The following is a 23,566-nucleotide window of genomic DNA, read 5'->3' on the forward strand; positions in this document are numbered from 1 at the left end:
ACCTGGCGGGTTTTATTCTCTCCGCAAACATGGCGTTGCCCCGATCTCGTCTGGTTCGGGGCCGATTGATTAAATAATCCCCGCTAGCAACCTGTTACAGACTTTTAGCGGTGTCAGTTTATTAATCGCTGGGCTAGTATATATTCAGCGTATTCCAAGCTGCCGTGCCGAGTTCTTTAGGCATATTCAATTCATTGATTAAAGATAACTGAATGAGCATTTCTGATAATAGCCGCCGTTCCGCATCATCATCTTCCCGTTATTCTCTGCCCGGCCGTGCAGGCGATCAGCGCCAATTGGGGCAACTGACCGGTTCTGCCTGCGCCGTTGAATGTGCCGAAATCGCCGAACGTCATCATGGCCCGGTGATGCTCATCGCCCCGGATATGCAAAATGCGCTGCGGCTGCGTGACGAAATTCAGCAGTTTACCGATCAGCAGGTAACCACCCTTTCTGATTGGGAAACTCTACCCTATGACAGTTTCTCACCGCATCAGGAAATCATCTCTGCGCGCCTTTCCAGCCTGTATCATCTGCCAACCATGGCTCGCGGCATTATTATTCTGCCGGTGAATACCCTGATGCAGCGGGTGTGCCCGCATGAATTCCTGCATGGCCATGCGCTGGTGATGGAAAAGGGTCAGCGCCTGTCGCGGGATAAGCTGCGGGCCCAGTTGGAACAGGCCGGCTACCACAGTGTCGATCAGGTGATGGAGCACGGCGAGTTCGCCACGCGCGGAGCATTGCTCGATCTGTATCCGATGGGGAGCGAAGAACCCTACCGCATTGACTTTTTTGATGATGAAATCGACAGCCTGCGCACCTTCGACGTAGATACTCAGCGTACTTTGAGCGAAGTGGACGTCATCAATCTGCTACCCGCGCATGAATTCCCCACCGATAAAAATGCCATTGAGCTGTTCCGCAGCCAATGGCGCGAGCAATTTGAAGTCCGCCGCGACGCAGAACATGTTTATCAGCAAGTGAGCAAAGGCACCTGGCCTGCGGGCATCGAATACTGGCAACCCCTGTTTTTCAGCCAACCACTGCCTTCACTGTTCAGCTATTTGCCGGTAAACACGCTGATCGTCAACACCGGCAACCTGGAAAACGCCGCCGAGCGCTTCTGGCTGGATATCAACCAGCGTTACGAAAGCCGCCGTATCGATCCAATGCGCCCCTTGATCGCGCCTGATGCTCTCTGGTTGCGCGTCGATGCTTTATTTGCCGAACTGAAAGCCTGGCCGCGCATGGCACTGAAAACCGATGATTTGCCCGCCAAAGCCGGGAGTACCAATCTGGGTTATCAAACCTTGCCCGATCTGGCTGTGCAACCTCAGCAGAAAGCCCCGCTGGATAACCTGCGTCGGTTTATCGAAAATTTTAGCGGCAGTGTCATTTTCTCGGTAGAAAGTGAAGGCCGCCGTGAAACCCTGCAAGATTTACTGGGGCGCATCAAACTGAGCACCCGCCTGATCCAGCATCTTGATGAGGCAGAAGCACCAGGCCGTTATATGATGATCGGCGCCGCCGAGCGCGGTTTTCTGGATAGCCTGCGCCACCGGGCACTGATTTGTGAAAGCGATTTACTCGGTGAACGCGTTAGCCGCCGCCGGCAGGATAATCGCCGCACCATCAATACCGATACCCTGATCCGCAACCTGGCGGAGCTGCGCCCCGGCCAGCCGGTCGTGCATTTGGAACACGGCGTCGGGCGCTATGTCGGCCTGACCACCCTGGAGGCCGGAGGCATCAAGGCTGAATACCTGATCCTGTCTTATGCGAGCGAAGATAAACTGTATGTACCGGTTTCCTCTTTGCATCTGATCAGCCGCTACGCCGGTGGAGCCGATGAAAATGCCCCGTTGCACAAACTGGGGGGCGATGCCTGGTCGCGGGCGCGGCAAAAAGCAGCCGAACGCGTGCGGGACGTGGCCGCAGAGCTGCTGGATATTTATGCCCAACGCGCCGCCAAGTCCGGCTTTGCGTTCAAACATAACCGAGAACAATATCAGCTATTCTGCCAAACCTTCCCGTTTGAAACGACGCCGGATCAGGAACAGGCCATCAACGCCGTGTTGAGTGATATGTGTCAACCGCTGGCGATGGATCGCTTGGTTTGTGGCGATGTCGGCTTCGGTAAAACCGAAGTTGCGATGCGTGCTGCATTTTTAGCCGTGGAAAACGGCAAGCAGGTAGCGGTTCTGGTGCCGACGACCCTGTTGGCACAGCAGCATTTCGACAACTTCCGCGATCGTTTTGCTACCTGGCCTATCCGTATTGAGATGATGTCGCGCTTTCGCAGTGCCAAAGAGCAACAGCAGGTGCTGGAAGAGGCCGCAGCAGGCAAAGTGGATATCATTATTGGCACCCATAAATTACTGCAAAGCGATTTGCGCTGGAAAGATTTAGGATTACTGATCGTCGATGAAGAACACCGTTTCGGTGTGCGCCATAAAGAACGCATTAAAGCGATGCGCGCCGACGTTGATATCCTGACGCTGACCGCCACGCCGATCCCACGTACCCTGAATATGGCGATGAGCGGCATGCGCGATCTTTCGATTATCGCCACCCCGCCCGCCCGCCGGTTAGCGGTAAAAACCTTTGTGCGTGAATACGATAACCTGGTGATACGCGAAGCCATCTTGCGTGAGGTGCTGCGCGGTGGGCAAGTCTATTACCTGTACAACGATGTGGAAAATATCGATAAGGCTGCGGAACGCTTGGCAGAATTGGTGCCAGAAGCACGCATCGCCATTGGTCATGGCCAAATGCGCGAGCGCGATCTGGAACGGGTGATGAACGATTTCCATCACCAGCGTTTTAACGTGCTGGTCTGCACCACCATTATCGAAACCGGTATTGATATTCCAAGCGCCAATACCATTATCATTGAGCGGGCCGATCGTTTCGGTTTAGCGCAGTTGCACCAATTGCGTGGCCGCGTCGGGCGTTCACACCACCAGGCTTATGCCTACTTGCTTACGCCAAACCCTAAAGCAATGAGCACCGACGCACATAAACGCCTGGAGGCCATTGCTGCGCTGGAGGATTTGGGTGCAGGCTTTGCGCTGGCTACTCACGATCTGGAAATCCGTGGCGCTGGAGAATTGTTGGGGGAAGATCAAAGTGGCCAGATGACCAGCGTTGGTTTCTCGCTGTATATGGAACTGCTGGAAAGTGCGGTCGATGCGCTGAAAAATGGCCGTGAGCCTTCGCTGGAAGATCTCACCAGCAGTCAGACCGAAGTTGAACTGCGCATGCCCACGTTGCTACCGGATGATTTCATCCCAGACGTCAATACCCGTTTATCCTTCTATAAACGCATCGCCAGTGCGAAAGACGCTGGTGAACTGGACGAATTGAAAGTGGAGCTGATCGACCGCTTTGGGTTATTGCCAGATGCTGCGCGCAATTTGCTGCAAAGTGCGGCGATGCGGCAACATGCGCAGAAACTGGGTATCAAGCGTATCGAAGGCAACGAACGCGGTGGGTTTATCGAATTCGGCGAGAAAAACTGCGTTGACCCAAGCTACCTGATCGGCCTGCTGCAAAGCAAACCGCAGGTTTATCGCTTGGATGGCTCGGCCAAACTGAAATTTATACTGGATCTCACCGATCGCCCGGCACGGCTGGCGTTTATTAGCGAGCTGTTGAGCGCATTCCAAGAACATATGCTGGCGGCCTGATAGCCTCTTTACCCCCTTTATCGTTTCTTAATAAAATAAAAACCCGCGGCTAGCAATCGCGGGTTTTTACTTGAATCTATTGATATCCAATCGATTTCAACGTGCAGGAAAACCTGCAAGATAACGGCCTGATCAAGCCTTGTTCAGCACCAGTTGGCCACTTCTATCCAGCGGGATCTGAATGCCAGGATCATAATCCATGCGAATTTTACCCTGCTGAGTGCCTATCTGGTAGGTGACGTCATAACCCAGTAATTGCTGCGATTTATCGTAGACCGTGTGGCAACGCTGCTGGGTGCTGGTGGTCGTGTCGTTTTTCTGCATCACCCCCTGTACCTGATTGCCGGCATAACCTCCACCTAATGCTCCCACCACGGTAGCCACATCTCGGCCCCGGCCACCGCCTAACTGGTGACCGAGCACGCCACCAGCGACAGCGCCCAACACAGAACCCGCGATGCGGTTTTCATCCTGCACCGGTGCACGATGAGTTACCGTGACGTTACGGCATTCCTGACGTGGTGTTTTAATCGTTTTTTTAATCGGTGTTGCGGTAAGCACTTGCGCATATTGCGGAGCGGGAGTGAATACGTCCAAACTGGCCACGGCGGCAATTCCCAGAGCGGCAGCGATTCCAATCCCAATCCCGGCTAACATTGATTTGTTCACAGGAAATCCTCCTGAATGTGTTATCACGCATTTTGTACCGGAAATCCATCGGCTTGGCACCACGCTGACTGTTCAGCCCCAATTTACGGCGTGCGTGACGCGCCGCCTGCATACCCGATAAAGTCTGCCCAATGAAATGATCCCCGACAATAAGACGACTTCTCTAAAAAGCCATAAATCATGCCAAACCGCATGTTTGGGATGATTCCTAACTCTTTGCCTGAGGTTTTGGCGATTTCATCTGTATTACTATCCCCTGGCAGCTTATTCCACGTTACAGCCGGGCGAATAATCAATAAAAAACCCACGTAGGCGAACCGACGTGGGTCATCATGGCTGTGATGTGAAAAATCAGGCTATCAGTGCATTTTCAAACGCGGGCGGATCACCCGGTTAATCCCACCCACCAGCATCATCAGGCCGGTTTTGGTATAGCCGTGCAGTGCCACCTGATGCATACGATACAGTGAAATGTACACCACACGCGCTACACGCCCTTCCACCATCATCGACCCGCGCATCAGGTTGCCCATCAGGCTGCCAACGGTGCTGAAACGGGAAAGTGACACCAGTGAGCCGTGATCCTTATACACATAAGGCTTTAAAGGCCGGCCAGCCATCAGCGCCAGAATATTGGTAAAGCAGCGTGACGCCATCTGGTGTGCGGATTGCGCACGCGGCGGCACAAAACCGCCCCCTTCACGCGGACAAGAAGCACAATCACCAATCGCAAAAATGTTGGGATCGCGCGTTGTTTGCAGCGTAGGCTCTACCACCAACTGATTGATACGGTTGGTTTCCAGCCCGGCAATGTCTTTCATAAAGTCCGGGGCTTTGATCCCGGCCGCCCACACCATCAGGTCGGCATTGATAAACTCCCCCCCTTTGGTATTCAGGCCATTTTCATCCGCGCTGGTGACCATGGTGTTAGTCAGTACGCGTACCCCCAGCTTGGTGAGTTCTTGGTGAGCAGCGGCGGAAATGCGCGGTGGCAACGCAGGCAGGATCCGTTCACCGGCTTCAACCAGGGTGACTTTCAGCGCCTGATTGTCCAAGCCTTCAAAACCGTAGCTGTGTAATTGTTTGACCGCATTATGCAGTTCAGCAGACAGCTCAACACCGGTGGCTCCGCCACCTACGATGGCGATATTGACGCTTTCTTTGCTGCCTGGCTTAGCCGAAAACTTCAGGAACAGATTCAACATTTCATTATGGAAACGGTGTGCCTGATGTGGGTTATCCAGGAAAATACAGTTATCTCTCACCCCCGGAGTACCGAAATCATTCGAAGTGCTGCCGAGTGCCATCACCAGAATGTCGTAACGCAGTTCACGCTCAGGAACCAGCTCAATGCCATGCTCATCACAGATTTGTGTCAGTTGCAGCGTCTGTTTCTCACGGTCAATATTAACCAGTGAACCAAGCTGGAAGTTGAAGTGATGATTACGTGCATGAGCCAGATAGCTCAAAGCATCAACGCCGTCGTCCAAGGAGCCGGTTGCCACTTCATGCAGCAAAGGTTTCCACAAATGGCTATGGTTACGATCCACCAGCGTGATCTCAGCCTTGTTTTTATGGCCCAATTTATGCCCTAGGCTGGTTGCCAGTTCCAAACCACCGGCGCCCCCCCCGACAATGACAATTTTTTTCTTTGGCGTTGTCAAAACGACCCCCTGAATGTGAACCTATTGTTACCTAAGAGTAAAGAATAATATCCTTAGAATACATAGTGTTCTCGTAAGTTAATCCTGCTATCTAAAGCCAGAATAGCATGAGAGGTTATTTGGTCATACCAAAATTGATGTACATCAAAGTTTTTTAGTTAAAGGCTGGACGAGAGGATTCTTTGGGGATTGTGATTCAAATAGTTAGCACTCGGTCACAATTTCATGTTTTACCGCTAGCCAACAAAACAAAAGTTGTATTGTACAAAAAGGCCACAATCATTGCCCTTCTTGAGCAACTATTGTGGCCTGCAATAACGTTATAAAAAGGTTACACGAGCGTCTTGAACGCCTTGATACGCTGCAAATGTGGCGAAATATTTTTAAATTTGTGCGTCTGTTGTTCATCCCAGATGATTTCATAGTACTTGTGCAGCAATTCGGCACTGCGCTGGTTGTCCAACACCTCATCATGACGAGAAAGCACCACCAGGCACCGCTCACGGTTTTTCTCGCGGAAATCAGCAACACACTTGGTGGCGATATCACGATACTCTTCCGGCCGATCGATCCTGCCGTGCATATGTTCTTCCGGATAGAGATTCGGGTTGAAGATCACCTGGCGAATACCGCACAAGAAGCCGATACGTTCGGCCCAAAAACCGCCTAACCCCACGCCACAGATCAGTGGACTTTTATCCCCTTCCTGCTGAACGGCTTTATCTACCTCTTTCAGCAAATGCTGCATATCATGGCGCGGATGCAGCGTGCTGTAGCTGATAAAACGGACATCAGGATCGATGAACTGTAACTGTAAAACCTTTTCATGATTGCCGGGACTGTTGGAATCGAAACCATGCAAATAGATAATCATCTGAGTCCTCACACAAACCGGGGCACACAGTAGCCCCCATCATGGACGCCATATTACAGCGCCCGAATCATTCACCGTGCTGCACGCTGTTTATATTCTTCCCAGCGTTCGCTCAGCGCACTCAACTGCTTGTGCGCCTGCTGCCAGCGTTCGGAATCGCGCAGTTCCTGACGGGTGAACTGACCGCGATGATATAACCGCTGCAATTTTTCTACTTTGACCGGGAACAGGTTATCCAGCACGCTCACCGCACCCGCACGGTTATTACAGACCAGAATCATATCGCAACCGGCATCCAGTGACGCTTGACCACGCTCAGCATAGCTGCCCATGATCGCAGCCCCCGCCATCGACAGATCGTCAGAAAAAACAATGCCATCAAAGCCCAGTTCCTGACGCAGGATCTGTTTTAACCAATATGGCGAACCGCTGGCGGGGCGCGGATCGGCTTCAGTATAGATGACGTGGGCTGGCATTACGGCATCCAGCAAACCACGGCTGATTAACTCAGCAAATACCGCCATATCATGCTCGCGGATCTGTGCCAACGGGCGTGGATCACGTGGGGTTTCTTTATGCGAATCTGCCGTGACCGCTCCGTGACCAGGGAAATGCTTGCCGGTAGTCTTCATGCCAGCGCTGCGCATACCCTGAATAAAACGTTCGGCCATCGCCAACGCCTGCGCAGGCTCACAGTGGAAAGAACGTTCACCGATCGCCGCACTGACGTGGCCAATATCCAGCACGGGAGCAAAGCTGATATCAATATCCTGGGCAATCATCTCCGCGGCCATCAGCCAGCCAGCCTCCTCGGCCAGGCGCCCTCCTTCCTGCACATCATTGAGCGCCGCGAACGATTGCGCCGCCGGTAAACAGGTAAACCCTTCGCGGAAACGCTGCACGCGCCCCCCTTCCTGATCCACCGCGACTACCAGCCGTGTGTGGGATGCCGCACGAATCTGCCGCACCAGTTCACGCAGTTGCTCAGCATCGTGGAAATTACGGGTAAACAAAATCAAGCCCCCCACCAGCGGGTGCTTTAAAATCTCACGATCTTCTGCGTCCAGCTCATAGCCGACGACATCTAACATTACTGGGCCCACGGCCACCTCGCTTCTTTATATTCGTCATACTTCAAGTTGCCTGGGTATGGAAGGGTAAACAAAAACGCCGGTACAACGCATCCCCCCAGCGCAAAAACGCCCGATCGCCACTCTGTTGCCAGCGAACTTCAAACCACATCAGCATCAGGTAATCCACCCACGGTAACCAACGTTGCACCTGTGCCAACAGTTGCGGTAGACCTGCATATCCCTGCCGTACATAGTGGCGCAAAAAACTTTGCTGTGCCGCAGGTGAAAATTGATTGGCGCGAAACAGCGCGGCCAATTCCAGCGCAATATCGCCATCAGCGGCATACTCCCAGTCAATCAACCTGAGCCGCTGCCCTTGTACCAACAGATTGCCGGAATGAATATCCATGTGCAATGGCGCCAACATTAACGGCTGCGGCGGTCTGTTTTGCATAAAAACCTGCTGCCAGCGCAGCCAGGTTGGGGTAAGCCGCCGCCGATCAAGTTGCTGCCAGTAGCGGGCAAACTGCCCTTGCAGATTCAGCCGATAACCGCTCAATGGTTGTTGATGCAACTGAACAATCAAGGCCGCCAGTTTCCCTGTTTCATTGAAAGCCAGGAAAACCGAGTCACTCACCTTATCGCCAGCAAGCCATTCCAAAATTAACCAGCCAGGCGTTTGCAGCAGAACCTGCGGCCCAATGCCTTGCCCAGCCTGTTTCAGCACACTCCCTTCACGGCAACGACTAACGCCCAGAGCATATTTATCCTTGGTCTGCTGGCGTGCCAGCAAGTGTATTCCGTCACCTTCGATCCGCCAGCTTTCACCAGTCAGCCCTTGCACCTGGCTGAAACGACAACCGGCGGTATTCACCGCCGGTAGCCCATGACTGAGTAATTGCCGCAGCTGCACTTCACTGCTTGACATCACCGTTACCCGACCAGACGATTTCACCGGTTTGCACCAGCATCAGTTGCATGTCCAGGGTTGGAGATTTTACATCGCCGCTGACGTCGCTATACAACACATACTGCGCATTAACGATACGCGCCAGGCCAATGGCTTTGCTGCGTGATCCCAGGCTATCCTCCGCGGGCAGACCAAGCGTTTGCTTGGCACTGGCCAGTTGCGCTTCCGGTACAATAGCGAAGGTCTGATTGGCAGCTAGCGCCTGGTGCAGTGCCGCAGTGGCATTACCGATCTGCAATGAGCCATTGGTGCTATTTTTCACGCTGTCTAACAGCAGCACGCTTCCCGGTGTCACACCTTCAGCTTGCAGCATGTTATTAACTAGCGGTTGCACGCTGCCCAACCAATCAAGCTGCTGGAGTTTCGGTGGCTGCGGCACCGGCTCCAATGGCGGTGGTGGCGCTTCTGGCTCAGGTTGCGGAACCGGTTCAACGGTGACCGGCGGTTGTGGCGGCTCTGGCGGGCGCGATGGGCAGCCAGTCAACACTAACGCGGCCAACGCCACAAACAGATACTTTTTCATTATTCCTCTCAACGGAACCCAAAGCTTATTAGAAGATCCCCGTCATACTTCACGTTGCAGATAGATTGGTTGTCCTGCCACTTGAGTTATTCAGGGTACAGATACAAACGCACACGCTGAGCTTCAGGGTGATCATTCTCTGAATGAACCTGAATATCTGAATGTGCTGCAACAGTGACGCTACGTGGCTGTTCAACCGGCAGAATCTCAAGCCCCTGTTTGCCATACCAGTAGAAACGGTAATGCACCGTCACCGGCATGTTTTGAGTGTTACTCAGCACCGAAGTGGCCTGCATTCGCCCTGAAACCGTGATAAGCGACGGATTATCCGCCAAAATACCTGCGTTCAGCAACGTTGCCTCCATCACTACCGCTTGCCGTTCATTAACCGCGATACCCTGTGGGCTACTGCACCCCAACAGCATCACGGCTGGGAGCGCCAGCGCCATCAAACAACCTATGATATGGGGATAGCGCATGGTCACCCTCAATTAACGTGGTAACAGTGGGCCCAGTACGCGCCCACCAACGAGGTGCATATGAATATGATAGACCTCCTGCCCACCATGACGATTACAATTGACGATTAAACGGTAGCCATCTTCAGCAATACCTTCCTGCGCGGCAATTTTGGCGGCGACGGTGATCAAACGCCCCAACGCGGCTTCATGCTCAGCAGTGACGTCATTTACCGTTGGGATCAATACATTCGGTACGATCAAAATATGGGTGGGTGCCTGTGGCGCAATATCACGAAACGCGGTGACCAGCTCATCCTGATAGACCACATCAGCAGGAATTTCACGGCGGATAATTTTACTGAAAATGGTTTCTTCGGCCATCTCGAACTCCTTGTGCAATATAAAAGACTCACGCAGTATGAGTGACAAATCCTACTGCTTTCAACCTCATTGCGCACTTCCCACGTTGAATGATAAAGCAGAATCGCCCTGGCATACGGTTATGGCGTGGTTTTCAGAGCATGTAGGCCGTCAATCATCCGCTTTCTTCTAGAGTAATGCCGTCATAAAGCAAATTATTTCCTGAGCAACAAATAAACATATTCAGAACAACATAGCTGCCCCTATTTACAATACATCGCCAGCGATGAACAAGAGAAGTCCTACAGTTAGAACATAGGGCTAACCGTGAATACCTGCCGCCAGCCGATTATTGGTTGAGCTGAAGGTATCCCTCCCTCAAAACCATACCTGTTACCGTCATTGCACTCTGGCAATGAGCATGATTGGACGCTGATATCATGAAACTGAAAATCCTTATCAATGCAACGCTTCTCTCTTTGCCGTTAACGCTGTGGTGCGGCATCGTACAAGCCAATGATCAGGCCATTCCATGGGCCACCAACTCTGGCGATGTAGAGTCAAACCATATCGCCAAAGTGGGGGAAGATCTAAATGCCTCCCACCAACTGGTTACCAAAACCCAGGAAGGTGTCTGGGCCATGAACTCGGGCAGCATTTCTGAAGATGAAAAAGCGCTGACTGACAGCCATACTTCCATGCCGCAAAATACTCAACATTAAGCGCTGGCTCGGCAGCCCAACCGTTGCCGGAACACCATAAAAAAAGGGAGGCTTTTGCCTCCCCATCAGCTCCCCAGCCTGAATCAATGGTTACGGATGTACTCATCCATATCCGTTTTCAGGTTATCAGACTTGGTACCAAAGATGGCCTGAACCCCTGAGCCTGCAACGACAACGCCCGCAGCCCCCAGTTTCTTCAGCCCTGCCTGATCAACTTTGGATACATCAGCCACGCTAACGCGCAAACGGGTGATGCAAGCATCCAGGTTGGTAATATTTCCTTTACCGCCAAAAGCCTGTACCAATGCTGCCGACATTTCAGTGCCCCCTTGTGCAACCTGATCGGCGGCTGAATCTTCACGCCCAGGCGTTTTCAGATCCAGTTTCGCAATCAGCACCCGGAAGATACTGTAATACACCAGCCCATAAATAATCCCGACAATAGGGAACAACCAGATTTTGCTGCTGTTACCGCTCAGTACGATGAAATCGATCAGGCCATGCGAGAAACTGGTGCCGTTACGCATCCCCAGCAGAATACAGATTGGGAACGCCAAACCGGCCAGAATCGCATGGATCACATACAGGATCGGTGCAACGAACATAAAGGAGAACTCGATTGGCTCGGTGATACCGGTCAAGAACGAGGTCAACGCAGCGGAGATCATGATACCGCCGACTTTGGCACGGTTTTCTGGCTTGGCTGAGTGCCAGATGGCAATTGCCGCAGCAGGTAGGCCATACATTTTAAACAGGAAACCACCGGACAACATACCCGCGGTTGGATCACCCGCCATATAGCGTGGAATATCACCGTGGAACACCTGACCTGCCGCGTTGGTGAATTCACCAATCTGCATCTGGAATGGGACGTTCCAGATGTGGTGTAGGCCAAACGGCACCAGAGCACGTTCAACAACGCCATAGATACCAAACGCCACTACCGGGTTCTGATAAGCAGCCCATTGTGAGAATGTCTGGATCGCGGTACCGATAGGTGGCCAGATGAAGGACAGGATCACACCCAGAATGATAGCCGCCAGACCAGAAATGATCGGCACAAAACGCTTACCGGCAAAGAAGCCCAGATATTCCGGCAACTGAATGCGGAAGAAGCGGTTGAACATATAGGCAGCGATAGCACCGGAGATAATTCCCCCAAGCACACCGGTATCCGCCAGGTGTTTGGCGGCAATCTCCTCGGCAGGCAGATGCAGAACCAGCGGAGCAACCACCGCCATGGTTTTTACCATGATGCCGTAAGCCACTACTGCTGCTAAAGCAGAAACGCCGTCGTTATTCGTGAAGCCTAAAGCCACCCCAATAGCAAAAATCAACGGCATATTAGCGAATACAGACCCGCCAGCTTCTGCCATCACGTGAGAGACTACCAATGGCAGCCAACTGAAATTGGCGGAACCGACGCCCAGCAGAATACCTGCAATAGGCAAGACGGATACCGGCAGCATCAGCGATTTACCTACTTTTTGCAGGTTTGCAAATGCATTTTTAAACATAATTAAGTGTGCTCCTGAGTAATGGTGCTTTGCTACTTCTCGCGAATCTTCGCGTTGCAAGGGGGGAGAAAAACCCTGCAATTCGGGGTGTCTGAGCACCCCTTGAATTATTACGCAGAGTAAAATAAATACCCTGAATAATGTTTGACGGCAGTCACGTTTCAATGAATGAAGCCGTCGCCTTTTCTATAAACCGCCGTTTTTCCATAAAAATGATAGAAAATAAGCTAAACATCACCATGAAATGAGAAGGGATACTTCCCATTTCAATCATTAATTACGAGCTTAAAAAGAATTATTTCTCATCAATCATTGCAGTTAACACTGCACGCCTCGGCTGGCAACAACCCAACCAAACGAGACGTAATGGATACACAAACAGCGGCTCCTCTTTGCTTGAAATGCAAAAAGGATACCTAAGACTAGGCGAAAGATGAGAGTTTGAGGTGAAATAAGCGTAAAAAATTGGCGGTGGTCGTTTCAGCCAGTGTTTCCAGGCTCACGCCCTTCAAGACAGCAAGATATTCAGCAACATCACGTACATACGCAGGCTGATTCTCTTTACCTCGATGTGGCACCGGGGCAAGGTAAGGTGAATCGGTTTCCACCAGTATGCGATCTAAAGGCACATAGCGCGCAACTTCGCGCAGCTGCTCTGCATTACGGAAAGTGACAATCCCAGAAAAAGAAATATACAGGCCCAAATCGAGCAATGTCTTGGCTGTGGCAAGATCTTCAGTGAAGCAGTGTAATACTCCTCCACACTCCTGCGCATTCTCTTCGCGCAGAATAGCTAAAGTGTCTATACGGGCATCGCGCGTGTGGATAATCACCGGTTTGTTGAGTTCCCGCCCAATACGGATGTGTTGGCGAAAAGACTCCTGCTGTAACGGAATATTGTCTTTTTGGTAGAAATAATCCAGCCCGGTTTCGCCTAATGCAACCACCTGCTCTGCCGCCGCCAAACGGCGCAGTTCAGCATAATCGTACCCTTCTTCCAGGTTCAACGGATGGACACCACAGGAGAAGGCCACATCATCACGTGTGCCTATCAACTGGGTCATGGCCTGATAACCCGGCAGCGTTGTGGCAACCGCTAAAACATAACCAACATCCCGTGCTTTGGCTTTGGCCAAGACATCATCAACGTTCTGATGCAGTGCAACAAAATCCAGGCTATCAAGATGACAATGAGAATCGACTAACAACATAGTAATAAACTCTTTTACAACGAGTGGGGTGGTGAATAACCGGCGGAGCCTAACATCTGCTCCCAGCCAAGTAACTGTTCAGTGAGCAATAGTTCGCGGTTTACGCCAACAACATTGAGCAATTGATGGCGACAATGAAGCCATTGTTGCACGATCTGCTGCAATGAAGTGCTGCTCAAACGGTTGGCCAGTTGCTGTATCAACGGTTGCTGATCTTGATTCACAACATAGCTTGCCGCGCCTTGTTGCCATTTCATGGCATCCACCAGTAAAGCAGACAACCAATGCAGCCGTTCCGCAGCATTGTCATGATTCAGAGCCGGTAATAACAGCAACATATCCTGCTGCGGCAAAGCGGTATTCAGCACCGAACACAACGCCATACGCTGCTGCCAGTGCTCCGGCTGCAATAACTGTTCGGCAGCAATCGGCGCACCATCATGCAACCGCAAAGCAGTAACACAATCGGCAGGATTTCTTGGCGACAAACGGTTCAGCCATTGCAGACTGAATGCTTCGTCAGGGTTCGCAAGATGCCAGTAAAAGCAACGGCTACGCAACGTTGCCAGCAAATGTGCAGGTTCGCGGCAGGCCAGCAGGAAGAACGTATTAGCAGGTGGTTCTTCCAAGGTTTTCAGCAGCGCATTGGCAGCGGCTTCGGTCAGCAGTTCGGCCTGTGGTAACCAGACCACTTTCGCACCGCCCTGTTGCGCGTGTGAATAAAGGGTTTCTATCACCTGGCGAATAGGTTCAATACCCAGGCTGCTTTTACCTTTTTCCAACGCCAGCACATGATAATCCGGATGGTTGCCGGCCAACATTAACCGGCAGCTATGGCATTCCCCGCAGCTTTTCCCACCGTTACGCTGCTGGCAGAGCAGCCAGCGGCTTAATGCATAAAGCAGAGCTTCATCGCCATTGCCTGGAGCAGCATGCAATAATAAAGCATGGTGACCACGGCCAGCAGCATATTGCCCGATCAGTTGGCGATAAGAGGTGTTCAGCCACGGGTACCAATCCATTATGCCTCTTCCTGCTGTTGCAACCAGTGTGAAACCACTTGGCGAATCGCGCTGGTGACCTGTTCCAAAGATTGTGCGGCATCAACGGTCACAATAGTGCTGTCTTGCGTAGCCAATTGCAGGTAGCGCTCACGGGTGCGCTCGAAGAAAGGCAATGCTTCCTGCTCGATACGATCCAACTCACCGCGCGCCCGCGCGCGCTGTAGCCCGACCTTTGGCGGCAAATCGAGATAAAGGGTTAAATCCGGGCGAAAATCACCCAATACGGTATCACGCAACGAGGCCATCAACTGTGGATCAACTCCTCTGCCACCCCCCTGATAAGCTTGCGAGGAGAGGTCGTGGCGATCGCCAATCACCCAGGCACCACGTGCCAACGCCGGTTTAATCACGGTTTCAACCAATTGTACCCGGGCGGCGTATAGCATCAGCACTTCTGCTTTGATAGTCGGCAGTTCACCGTCAGTGCCACGTTTAAACAGGTCGCGCAGCTTTTCCGCCAAAGGTGTACCGCCTGGCTCACGGGTAAACACGATATCGTTGATGCCCTGCTCATTCAGCACCATAACAATCGTGTTGCGCGCAGTGGTTTTCCCTGCCCCCTCCAGCCCTTCGATAACCACAAATTTACCTTTCATTCTTTTCCTTTAACACTTGGCGGTATACGCGCACCGCCTGATTGTGGCTGGCCAGATTGGTGGTAAACGTATGCCCCCCCTTGCCATCGGCGACAAAATACAGATAAGACGTTTTTTCTGGATTGGCTGCGGCTGCCAATGAAGCCAAACTCGGCATGGCAATTGGCGTTGGCGGCAACCCGCTGATCACATAAGTATTGTATGGCGTTGGGGTTTCCAGATCTTTACGGGTGATGTTGCCAGTATAGCCGTCTCCCATACCGTAAATCACGGTTGGATCGGTCTGCAAACGCATCCCCATACGCAAGCGATTGACAAATACCGAAGCCACCTTGGTGCGCTCCTCCGGCATCGCCGTTTCTTTTTCGATGATCGAGGCCATAATCAGCAGTTCATCGGGCGTTTTATACGGTAGATCGGCCTCTCTCCCATGCCAGATATCCTGCAACGCCTTGTACATACGCAGATGAGAGCGTTTCAGCAACGCCAGATCGCTAGTGCCTGCGGTATAAAGATAAGTATCAGGATACAAGCGCCCTTCAAGGCTGGCACCCACTGGCAACCCCAGCGCCACGGCAATTTCCGCCTCCGTCTTATCTGCCAGAGTATGTTTGATATATTTGGACTGTTGCAGTACTTGCAGCCAATCGCTCAGGCGTGAACCTTCGATAAAACGCGCACTGAATTGCGCTTCTTTACCACTCGCCAGCAGCTTCAGCATGTCACGCACCGTCATCCCCGGCGTGAAACGATAAGTCCCGGCTTTAAACTCTGCTAATTTAGGTTCAAGACGCAACAGCCAAGGGAACCAACGGCCACTGTGGATCAGTTTATCACGCACCAGTAAGCCTTCCAGTGCAACTCGGCCCGTCCCGGCAGGCAGTTTGAAGAGAGTCTCTTGCGTAATAGCCAGCGGCGTATCTGCAAAGTGTTTAACCTGCTGGTAGCCCCAAAACAGCAAGGCCAGAACCAGAACAGGAATCAACAACATAATCTTTAGCTTGTTTCGCTTCATTACTCAGCCATCATTAACAGTGTGGGCGCAAAAAATCATACAGTTGGCGCGAATGGTAACACCATGATTGTGCGTTATTCACGGGCAACAATGGCATTAAAGCATTGCTCACCAGAACCTCGTCAGCATCGGCCAGCGTTTCCAGCGGTTCACTGACACAGTGCAATTGATACTCACTACCAACCAATAACGCGATCACCCGTCGGCGCATCAACCCGGCAACGCCTGCCTGTTCCAGGTTTGGAGTAAAAACCGCTTTTCCCTTACGCCAGAATAAATTAGCCGCACAGCATTCCACCAGCATACCGGCTGTGTCAAGCACCAGTGCCTCATGAGCATCAGCCTGATCAAGATGCGCACGAATCAGCACCTGCTCCAGGCGATTTAAGTGCTTCAACCCGGCCAATAAAGGATTGCGGGCCAACGGAACCGGGCTTAATACCAAATTGATCCCCCGTTCACGCCATTGCAGATAGTACTGTGGGTAACTGCTGCGCGAAATAATACGCGTGGGATGCTCACAACCTTGCGGGCTATAACCACGCCCACCGCTACCACGCGTCAGTATCGCTTTGACCACGCCCAGCGGGATTGATTCTGCCGCACACACCATTTCACGTTCAAACGCCAGCCAATCGACGGCTGGCAGCAGCAAACGTTGAGCCGCCTGTTGCATCCGTTCGATATGCCAGGGTAAAAGATCGATTTCGCCTTCAACGATCCTGGCGGTGGTAAAACACCCATCACCGAACTGCAAACCCCGATCGCTGGGTATCAAGGTATTCTGCTGTTGCCCATTGATCCAGTACATGCTTCCCCCTCACTGTGGATATTTATTACAGCATAACAGGCACCTGGAACGCTCGCAGCCGGAGAGCAACCAGCGGAGATTTCTGTCTACCCAACGCGATAAAAAAAAGCCCGGTAGATATAAACCGGGCTTGCATCAGCTTCAGGATAAATTAACTACACACGACGGAAAATCAACGAGCCGTTAGTACCACCAAAGCCAAAGGAGTTACACAGGGTATACTCCATATCTTTCGTCTGACGTGCTTCATGCGGCACAAAGTCCAGATCGCAACCTTCGTCCGGGTTATCCAGATTAATGGTGGGTGGCACAACCTGATCACGCAATGCCAGCACGGTAAAGATTGACTCAACCGCTCCCGCAGCCCCTAACAGATGGCCGATCATCGATTTGGTGGAACTGACCATCACACGTTGAGCATCGCTGCCAAATACCGATTTCACGGCTTGTGCTTCGGCTTTGTCACCTGCGGGTGTCGACGTACCATGCGCATTGATATAACCAATTTGTGACGCTGTCACACCTGCATCAGTCAGCGCATTTTCCATCGCCAGCGCAGCACCCGCACCGTTTTCTGGCGGTGACGTCATATGATAGGCGTCGCTGCTCATACCGAAACCGACAACTTCTGCGTAAATCTTCGCGCCGCGTTTTTTCGCGTGTTCATACTCTTCCAGCACCATCATACCGGCACCATCACCCAGCACGAAACCGTCGCGATCTCTGTCCCAAGGGCGGCTTGCCGCCTGTGGACTGTCGTTACGGGTAGAAAGCGCACGCGCCGCACCAAACCCCCCCACACCCAGCGGGGTGCTGGCTTTTTCGGCACCACCGGCCAGCATCACATCAGCATCGTTATAGGCAATGATACGCGCCGCATGGCCGATGTTATGCACGCCTGAGGTACAAGCAGTGGCGATAGAAATACTTGGCCCACGCATGCCATACATGATGGTCAGATGCCCAGCAATCATGTTGACAATGGTTGAAGGCACAAAGAACGGGCTGATTTTCCGTGGGCCACCGTTAACCAGTGAGCTATGGTTTTCTTCAATCAACCCCAGGCCGCCGATACCGGAACCAATAGCCGCACCAATACGGGTAGCGTTAGCTTCGGTGATTTCCAGCCCAGCATCCTGCATGGCCTGCATGCCAGCAGCGATGCCGTATTGAATGAAAGCATCCATCTTGCGTGCATCTTTTCGCGAGATGAAATCTTCAGAATTGAAATTCTTTACTAAGCCAGCAAAACGCGTTGCATAGGCAGTAGTATCGAAATGGTCGATCAGGCTGATGCCACTCTGACCGGCAAGAAGGGCATTCCATGTGGACTCTACCGTATTGCCGACAGGAGACAACATGCCCAGTCCAGTCACAACTACTCGACGCTTAGACACGTTTGTCCTCCAAGGAGGGAAAATATGACACTCGGGATAGAAAAAACTTAGGCGGTCGAATGACCGCCTAGATATGTTCGCTTACTGCTGGCTAGCGTTGATGAAATCAATAGCCGCCTGCACAGTAGTGATCTTCTCAGCTTCTTCATCTGGAATTTCGGTGTCGAATTCTTCTTCCAGAGCCATTACCAGCTCAACGGTGTCAAGAGAATCAGCGCCCAAATCTTCAACGAAAGAAGCGTTATTTAAAACTTCTTCCTGTTTAACACCCAGTTGCTCAACAATGATTTTCTTAACGCGTTCTTCGATAGTGCTCATACTCTTAAATTTCCTATCAAAACTCGCTTTCGCGATGGTTTTCGTAGTGTATAAAATGTTGAAAAAGATGCAACTAAATCCCGGCTGGTCAAACCACGATTTTACGCTATTTTGCGGTTTTTGCCCCAAATAACGCAAATAGTTTTCGCATTTATTAAATCATATACATGCCGCCATTGACATGTAACGTTTCACCGGTAATGTAGCCAGCCTCATCAGAGGCTAAAAATGCAACAGCGCTGGCAATTTCTTTAACATCCCCAAGCCGGTTAGCCGGAACCTGAGTCAAAATGCCTGCGCGTTGATCTTCTGTCAACGCCCGTGTCATATCCGTCTCAATAAAGCCAGGTGCCACGACGTTGACCGTAATGCCACGTGAAGCAACTTCACGTGCCAAAGACTTACTAAAACCTATCAGACCAGCTTTAGCCGCCGCGTAATTAGCCTGCCCTGCATTACCCATGGTACCTACAACAGATCCGATGGTGATGATACGGCCAAACCGCTTTTTCATCATAGCTCGCATTACCGCTTTTGACAGACGGAATACCGAGGTCAGATTCGTTTCCAAGATATCCTGCCACTCATCATCCTTCATGCGCATCAGCAAGTTATCACGCGTAATCCCGGCATTATTCACTAAAATGTCGATTTCGCCAAATGCTTCACGAATCGATTTCAATACGCTGTCTATGGATTGCGCATCCACCACGTTCAGCATATACCCTTTGCCGTTCTCACCCAGATAGTCGCCGATCGCTTGCGCACCGCTTTCACTGGTGGCAGTACCGATGACTTTAGCCCCACGGGCCGCAAATGATTCTGCAATAGCCCGGCCAATGCCACGGCTTGCACCAGTGACCAGAATAACTTTTCCTTCGAAGCTCATTGTTTTCCTCTTTATTGTCCAAGCGCTGCTGACAGAGTCGCCGTATCATTGAGCGCAGCCGCCGCCAAGGTATCAACAATGCGTTTGGTCAGACCGGTCAGCACTTTACCTGGCCCCACTTCCAGCAATGAGACAATGCCTTCTGCCGCCATGAATTCCACGCTTTCAGTCCAGCGCACAGGGCTATACAACTGGCGCACCAGCGCACTGCGGATAGCGTCTGGCGCAGTTTCAGCACGAACATCAACATTGTTGAGCACAGGAATCTGCGGCGTATTGAATGCCACATCCTGCAACGCTACCGCCAGTTTATCAGCGGCAGGTTTCATCAAAGCACAATGCGAAGGCACACTTACCGGCAGCGGCAGCGCCCGTTTGGCACCGGCAGCTTTACAGGCAACCCCTGCGCGTTCAACCGCTTCTTTGTTACCTGCAATAACCACTTGCCCTGGTGAATTGAAGTTCACTGGCGAGACTACCTGCCCTTGTGCAGATTCCTCACAGGCTTTGACAATGGCTTCGTTGTCCAGACCAATGATGGCGTACATGGCACCAGTACCTTCCGGTACAGCTTCCTGCATCAATTTACCCCGCAGTTCAACCAAACGGATTGCCGCAGCAAACTCCAGTACACCGGCACACACCAGCGCCGAATATTCGCCCAAGCTGTGACCTGCCATCATTGCAGGAGCTTTACCGCCCTGCTGCTGCCAGACGCGAAAGATCGCAACAGACGCGGCCAGCAGAGCTGGCTGGGTCTGCCAGGTTTTGTTCAGTTCTTCCACCGGGCCTTGCTGCACCAGTTGCCACAGGTCATAGCCTAAAACCGAAGAAGCTTCGCTGAAAGTCTGTTCTACGATTGGAAACTGTGCAGCCAAATCGGCCAGCATGCCAACGGTTTGTGAGCCCTGACCTGGAAAAACAAAAGCAAATTGCGTCATTTTTATCTTCCTGTTAAATCAAAATCGAACCAGCGCCGAGCCCCAGGTAAAGCCGCCGCCAAACGCTTCCAGCAACACCAGTTGACCACGCTGGATACGCCCATCGCGCACGGCCTCATCAAGCGCAGCAGGTACCGAGGCAGCAGAGGTGTTACCGTGACGATCCAGCGTCACCACCACTTTCTCCATCCCCATACCCAATTTTTTTGCTGTCGCGCTGATGATTCGCAGATTGGCCTGATGCGGCACCAGCCAATCCAGTTCACTGCGATCCAATTCATTGGCTTTCAGTGTTTCATCAACAATATGTGCCAGTTCAGTCACTGCCACTTTGAACACTTCATTACCCGCCATGGTGACATAGGCCGGTTGTTCTGGATTCTGGCGATCCTTGTTCGGCAGTGCCAGCAAATTGCCATAGCGGCCATCTGCATGCAGATGTGTTGAGATAATACCAGGCTCTTCAGATGCCCCCAGCAGTACCGCACCCGCTCCGTCACCGAACAAAATAATGGTGCCGCGATCTTCCGGATCTAACGTCCGTGACAGCACGTCAGAGCCAATCACCAGGGCATGTTTTACTGCACCATTTTTTACATACTGATCGGCCACGCTCAAGGCATAGGTAAAACCAGCACAGGCAGCAGCAATATCGAAAGCAGCACAATCCGCAATACCCAACATCTGCTGCAACTGGCAGGCAGAGCTTGGAAACGCGTGGCTTGAGGTGGTGGTCGCCACCACGATCAAGCCAATATCTTCTTTAGCCACACCGGCCATTTCCATGGCGCGGCTAGCGGCATGGAAGCTCATAGTTGCCACAGTCTCATCGGCAGCAGCAATACGACGTTCACGGATACCGGTACGCGTGACAATCCACTCGTCAGACGTATCCACCATTTTTTCTAAGTCGGCGTTGGTGCGCACTTGTACGGGTAGATAACTCCCCGTACCGAGAATCTTTGTATACATGTACGATCAGTCACTCTTGGGTAATACAGCTTCAAGGCGCGCAGCAATTCTGTTGGGAACTTGCCGCTGCACCGCCTGCACAGCCTGTTCGATTGCAACCGCAAACGCATTTTGGTTCGCTGCGCCGTGGCTTTTGATTACGGAACCCCGCAATCCTAACAGACATGCGCCATTATACTGGTCGGGGTTCAGATGGCCGAAACGCTTTGCCACTCTTCTTTGCAACCACCGGCCCAACCATTTCAACCACCAGGCCTGCCTGCCCCCTTCTGGAGATGACTTCAGCAGCGATAAGAACATCCTTACCACACCCTCCATGGTTTTTAGGGTAACGTTACCCACAAAGCCATCACAGACCATAACATCGGTTTTACCGGTGAGCAGATCGTTTCCCTCCAGATAACCAATATAGTTGATTGTTGGAGTATTCTTTAGCACTACCGCGGCTTCGCGGATATTATCTAAACCTTTAGTCTCTTCTTCACCGATGTTGAGCAACGCCACGCGGGGCTGTGCAATTCCCAACACCTCTTCCGCCATCACTGCCCCCATTACCGCAAACTGCACCAGCATTGTGCTGTCACACTCCACGTTGGCCCCCAGATCCAACACCACGGTTTTACTACGCTGTTGGTTCGGGAGCACCGTTACCAGGGCTGGGCGCTCGATGCCATCCAGAGGTTTTACCAGTAACTTGGCCAACCCCATCAAAGCCCCGGTATTGCCTGCGCTGACACACGCCTGCGCTTCTCCATTTTTAATCAATTCCAACGCAATGCGCATGGAAGTACCACGGCTGGCGCGGATCGCTTGTGAAGGTTTGGCATCGCTGGCAATAACAGACTCAGCGGGTACGACTTGCAAACGTTCCAGCAGCAGCGGATCGGCTTTGGCAAGTAAAGGAGAGATGATGTCGGGATCGCCGACGAGCAAGAGATGAAGCTGTGAATTAGAGACCAGTGCCTGCAATGAAGCAGGCACTGTGACGCAGGGACCAAAATCCCCGCCCATAGCATCTAACGCCAGGGTTAGACGATTCAAGGTATCGCTAACTTAGCCGATAACCTTGCGACCGCGGTAGAAACCGTCGGCAGTGATGTGGTGACGACGATGAGTTTCACCAGAAGTCGCATCTACAGACAAAGTGGTGGTGGTCAGCGCATCGTGTGAACGACGCATACCACGTTTGGAACGGGTTGGTTTATTTTGTTGTACGGCCATGGACCTTACTCCTCAATTACTTACGCTTTAAACTGGCTAATACGGCAAACGGATTTGGTTTCTCCGCCTCTGCAGGCAGTTTACCAAAGACCATGTCCGCTTCGGACACTTCACAGTGTTCAGATTCATGTACCGGAACGACAGGCAGTGAGAGAATAATTTCATCTTCAATCATTGCCAACAGATCGACTTCGCCAAATTCGTCAACTTCGATCGGTTCGTACGCTTCCGGTAATGCCTCAGCCTGCTCATCAGTGACGACCGGGCTAAAACAATACGTTGTATGGACATGATGTTCAAATGTAACACCACAGCGTTGGCACATCAGCGTTACCGCGACGTCCGCCTGCCCTGTTATCACCGCAAGGCGCTGGTTGTCGATATCAAACGACAAAGCAACCTCAACATCGCTGTCCACACTGACCACGGATTCGGCAACACGTGTCACCTGCTCAGACGCATAGATACCAACATAGTCCAAACGTTTCTGAGCGGTACGTACCGCATCAATGGTCAAGGGTAATTTTACCTTTTGCATAGGGCGCGCATATTAACTTTGTAACGACATAGAGTCAAAGAAAAAGGCCGTAAAACGGCACCTTTCAC

At 51.9% G+C, this 23,566-nt stretch carries 24 protein-coding genes; 2 read left to right on the top strand and 22 right to left on the bottom strand.

The features are described from left to right. Positions 1–212 precede the first annotated feature (212 nt). Complete coding sequence (mfd, locus tag Z042_RS17275) at positions 213–3,692, top strand: transcription-repair coupling factor (protein WP_024913256.1); 3,480 nt, start codon at positions 213–215, stop codon at positions 3,690–3,692. Positions 3,693–3,824: 132 nt separating this feature from the next. Here the strand turns inward: mfd and Z042_RS17280 are convergent, their stop codons facing one another. From Z042_RS17280 to hinT, 8 genes are all read right to left on the bottom strand, one after another. Next, a complete protein-coding gene (locus Z042_RS17280) occupies positions 3,825–4,361 on the bottom strand; it encodes a glycine zipper 2TM domain-containing protein (RefSeq protein WP_024913255.1) in 537 nt (178 codons plus the stop codon). A 359-nt stretch (positions 4,362–4,720) separates the two neighbouring features. After that, positions 4,721–6,025, bottom strand: a complete 1,305-nt coding sequence (locus Z042_RS17285; protein ID WP_024913254.1) for an NAD(P)/FAD-dependent oxidoreductase — start codon at positions 6,023–6,025, stop codon at positions 4,721–4,723. 331 nt (positions 6,026–6,356) lie between these two features. After that, complete coding sequence (ycfP, locus tag Z042_RS17290; protein ID WP_024913253.1) at positions 6,357–6,899, bottom strand: alpha/beta hydrolase YcfP; 543 nt, start codon at positions 6,897–6,899, stop codon at positions 6,357–6,359. A gap of 71 nt (positions 6,900–6,970) precedes the next feature. Further along, positions 6,971–7,990: a beta-N-acetylhexosaminidase gene (gene nagZ, locus Z042_RS17295; RefSeq protein ID WP_037406861.1), complete on the bottom strand. Its 1,020-nt coding sequence runs from the start codon at positions 7,988–7,990 to the stop codon at positions 6,971–6,973. Positions 7,991–8,033: 43 nt separating this feature from the next. Then, the gene (thiK, locus tag Z042_RS17300) at positions 8,034–8,900 is read right to left on the bottom strand and encodes a thiamine kinase (RefSeq protein WP_024913251.1); all 867 of its coding nucleotides are present in this window, start codon (positions 8,898–8,900) and stop codon (positions 8,034–8,036) included. Continuing rightward, on the bottom strand, positions 8,887–9,465 hold the full coding sequence (lpoB, locus tag Z042_RS17305; RefSeq protein WP_024913250.1) for a penicillin-binding protein activator LpoB: 579 nt from the start codon (positions 9,463–9,465) through the stop codon (positions 8,887–8,889). The genes thiK and lpoB overlap by 14 nt, the downstream gene beginning before the upstream one ends. 86 nt (positions 9,466–9,551) lie before the next feature. Next, the gene (locus Z042_RS17310) at positions 9,552–9,944 is read right to left on the bottom strand and encodes a YcfL family putative periplasmic lipoprotein (protein ID WP_024913249.1); all 393 of its coding nucleotides are present in this window, start codon (positions 9,942–9,944) and stop codon (positions 9,552–9,554) included. 12 nt (positions 9,945–9,956) lie between these two features. Further along, positions 9,957–10,307 (bottom strand): purine nucleoside phosphoramidase, encoded by a 351-nt coding sequence (gene hinT / locus Z042_RS17315; RefSeq protein WP_024913248.1) that lies wholly within the window; start codon positions 10,305–10,307, stop codon positions 9,957–9,959. A 419-nt stretch (positions 10,308–10,726) separates the two neighbouring features. Between hinT and Z042_RS17320 the strand changes: the two genes are divergently transcribed. Further along, positions 10,727–11,008, top strand: a complete 282-nt coding sequence (locus Z042_RS17320; protein ID WP_081758458.1) for a hypothetical protein — start codon at positions 10,727–10,729, stop codon at positions 11,006–11,008. Positions 11,009–11,091: 83 nt separating this feature from the next. Here the strand turns inward: Z042_RS17320 and ptsG are convergent, their stop codons facing one another. From ptsG to yceD, 14 genes are all read right to left on the bottom strand, one after another. Next, entirely contained in the window at positions 11,092–12,525 is a 1,434-nt protein-coding gene (gene ptsG, locus Z042_RS17325) for a PTS glucose transporter subunit IIBC (protein WP_024913246.1), read from the bottom strand. A gap of 422 nt (positions 12,526–12,947) precedes the next feature. Further along, on the bottom strand, positions 12,948–13,736 hold the full coding sequence (locus Z042_RS17330; protein WP_024913245.1) for a metal-dependent hydrolase: 789 nt from the start codon (positions 13,734–13,736) through the stop codon (positions 12,948–12,950). A 14-nt stretch (positions 13,737–13,750) separates the two neighbouring features. Continuing rightward, positions 13,751–14,758 carry a DNA polymerase III subunit delta' gene (holB, locus tag Z042_RS17335; RefSeq protein ID WP_024913244.1) on the bottom strand — a complete coding sequence of 336 codons (1,008 nt, stop codon included), beginning with the start codon at positions 14,756–14,758 and terminating at the stop codon, positions 13,751–13,753. Continuing rightward, on the bottom strand, positions 14,758–15,396 hold the full coding sequence (tmk, locus tag Z042_RS17340) for a dTMP kinase (RefSeq protein WP_024913243.1): 639 nt from the start codon (positions 15,394–15,396) through the stop codon (positions 14,758–14,760). The genes holB and tmk overlap by 1 nt, the downstream gene beginning before the upstream one ends. Then, entirely contained in the window at positions 15,386–16,411 is a 1,026-nt protein-coding gene (gene mltG / locus Z042_RS17345) for an endolytic transglycosylase MltG (protein ID WP_024913242.1), read from the bottom strand. Before mltG ends, tmk begins: the two co-directional genes overlap by 11 nt. Positions 16,412–16,424: 13 nt before the next feature. After that, positions 16,425–17,222, bottom strand: a complete 798-nt coding sequence (gene pabC, locus Z042_RS17350) for an aminodeoxychorismate lyase (protein ID WP_024913241.1) — start codon at positions 17,220–17,222, stop codon at positions 16,425–16,427. 155 nt (positions 17,223–17,377) lie between these two features. After that, positions 17,378–18,619 (bottom strand): beta-ketoacyl-ACP synthase II, encoded by a 1,242-nt coding sequence (gene fabF / locus Z042_RS17355; protein ID WP_037406848.1) that lies wholly within the window; start codon positions 18,617–18,619, stop codon positions 17,378–17,380. An 81-nt stretch (positions 18,620–18,700) separates the two neighbouring features. Next, entirely contained in the window at positions 18,701–18,937 is a 237-nt protein-coding gene (gene acpP, locus Z042_RS17360) for an acyl carrier protein (RefSeq protein ID WP_004719003.1), read from the bottom strand. Positions 18,938–19,091: 154 nt separating this feature from the next. After that, positions 19,092–19,826 carry a 3-oxoacyl-ACP reductase FabG gene (fabG, locus tag Z042_RS17365; RefSeq protein WP_024913239.1) on the bottom strand — a complete coding sequence of 245 codons (735 nt, stop codon included), beginning with the start codon at positions 19,824–19,826 and terminating at the stop codon, positions 19,092–19,094. Positions 19,827–19,837: 11 nt separating this feature from the next. Beyond that, positions 19,838–20,767: an ACP S-malonyltransferase gene (gene fabD, locus Z042_RS17370; RefSeq protein ID WP_024913238.1), complete on the bottom strand. Its 930-nt coding sequence runs from the start codon at positions 20,765–20,767 to the stop codon at positions 19,838–19,840. 18 nt (positions 20,768–20,785) lie between these two features. After that, positions 20,786–21,739 carry a beta-ketoacyl-ACP synthase III gene (locus tag Z042_RS17375; protein ID WP_024913237.1) on the bottom strand — a complete coding sequence of 318 codons (954 nt, stop codon included), beginning with the start codon at positions 21,737–21,739 and terminating at the stop codon, positions 20,786–20,788. A 6-nt stretch (positions 21,740–21,745) separates the two neighbouring features. Then, positions 21,746–22,780 (bottom strand): phosphate acyltransferase PlsX, encoded by a 1,035-nt coding sequence (gene plsX / locus Z042_RS17380; protein WP_024913236.1) that lies wholly within the window; start codon positions 22,778–22,780, stop codon positions 21,746–21,748. A gap of 12 nt (positions 22,781–22,792) precedes the next feature. Next, positions 22,793–22,960, bottom strand: a complete 168-nt coding sequence (gene rpmF / locus Z042_RS17385; protein ID WP_004943042.1) for a 50S ribosomal protein L32 — start codon at positions 22,958–22,960, stop codon at positions 22,793–22,795. A 16-nt stretch (positions 22,961–22,976) separates the two neighbouring features. After that, a complete protein-coding gene (yceD, locus tag Z042_RS17390; protein WP_024913235.1) occupies positions 22,977–23,498 on the bottom strand; it encodes a 23S rRNA accumulation protein YceD in 522 nt (173 codons plus the stop codon). Positions 23,499–23,566 lie beyond the last annotated feature (68 nt).

Source organism: Chania multitudinisentens RB-25, from assembly GCF_000520015.2.
GTDB lineage: Bacteria > Pseudomonadota > Gammaproteobacteria > Enterobacterales > Enterobacteriaceae > Chania > Chania multitudinisentens.

Excerpts from the sequence above, each read along its gene's own strand:
- mltG (WP_024913242.1), bottom strand. The coding sequence starts at position 16,411 with ATGAAGCGAAACAAGCTAAAGATTATGTTGTTGATTCCTGTTCTGGTT.
- Z042_RS17310 (WP_024913249.1), bottom strand. The coding sequence starts at position 9,944 with ATGCGCTATCCCCATATCATAGGTTGTTTGATGGCGCTGGCGCTCCCA.
- Z042_RS17375 (WP_024913237.1), bottom strand. The coding sequence starts at position 21,739 with ATGTATACAAAGATTCTCGGTACGGGGAGTTATCTACCCGTACAAGTG.
- fabD (WP_024913238.1), bottom strand. The coding sequence starts at position 20,767 with ATGACGCAATTTGCTTTTGTTTTTCCAGGTCAGGGCTCACAAACCGTT.
- Z042_RS17330 (WP_024913245.1), bottom strand. The coding sequence starts at position 13,736 with ATGTTGTTAGTCGATTCTCATTGTCATCTTGATAGCCTGGATTTTGTT.
- nagZ (WP_037406861.1), bottom strand. The coding sequence starts at position 7,990 with ATGTTAGATGTCGTCGGCTATGAGCTGGACGCAGAAGATCGTGAGATT.
- ptsG (WP_024913246.1), bottom strand. The coding sequence starts at position 12,525 with ATGTTTAAAAATGCATTTGCAAACCTGCAAAAAGTAGGTAAATCGCTG.
- tmk (WP_024913243.1), bottom strand. The coding sequence starts at position 15,396 with ATGAAAGGTAAATTTGTGGTTATCGAAGGGCTGGAGGGGGCAGGGAAA.
- holB (WP_024913244.1), bottom strand. The coding sequence starts at position 14,758 with ATGGATTGGTACCCGTGGCTGAACACCTCTTATCGCCAACTGATCGGG.
- hinT (WP_024913248.1), bottom strand. The coding sequence starts at position 10,307 with ATGGCCGAAGAAACCATTTTCAGTAAAATTATCCGCCGTGAAATTCCT.
- lpoB (WP_024913250.1), bottom strand. The coding sequence starts at position 9,465 with ATGAAAAAGTATCTGTTTGTGGCGTTGGCCGCGTTAGTGTTGACTGGC.
- thiK (WP_024913251.1), bottom strand. The coding sequence starts at position 8,900 with ATGTCAAGCAGTGAAGTGCAGCTGCGGCAATTACTCAGTCATGGGCTA.
- pabC (WP_024913241.1), bottom strand. The coding sequence starts at position 17,222 with ATGTACTGGATCAATGGGCAACAGCAGAATACCTTGATACCCAGCGAT.
- mfd (WP_024913256.1), top strand. The coding sequence starts at position 213 with ATGAGCATTTCTGATAATAGCCGCCGTTCCGCATCATCATCTTCCCGT.
- rpmF (WP_004943042.1), bottom strand. The coding sequence starts at position 22,960 with ATGGCCGTACAACAAAATAAACCAACCCGTTCCAAACGTGGTATGCGT.
- Z042_RS17320 (WP_081758458.1), top strand. The coding sequence starts at position 10,727 with ATGAAACTGAAAATCCTTATCAATGCAACGCTTCTCTCTTTGCCGTTA.
- yceD (WP_024913235.1), bottom strand. The coding sequence starts at position 23,498 with ATGCAAAAGGTAAAATTACCCTTGACCATTGATGCGGTACGTACCGCT.
- ycfP (WP_024913253.1), bottom strand. The coding sequence starts at position 6,899 with ATGATTATCTATTTGCATGGTTTCGATTCCAACAGTCCCGGCAATCAT.
- acpP (WP_004719003.1), bottom strand. The coding sequence starts at position 18,937 with ATGAGCACTATCGAAGAACGCGTTAAGAAAATCATTGTTGAGCAACTG.
- fabG (WP_024913239.1), bottom strand. The coding sequence starts at position 19,826 with ATGAGCTTCGAAGGAAAAGTTATTCTGGTCACTGGTGCAAGCCGTGGC.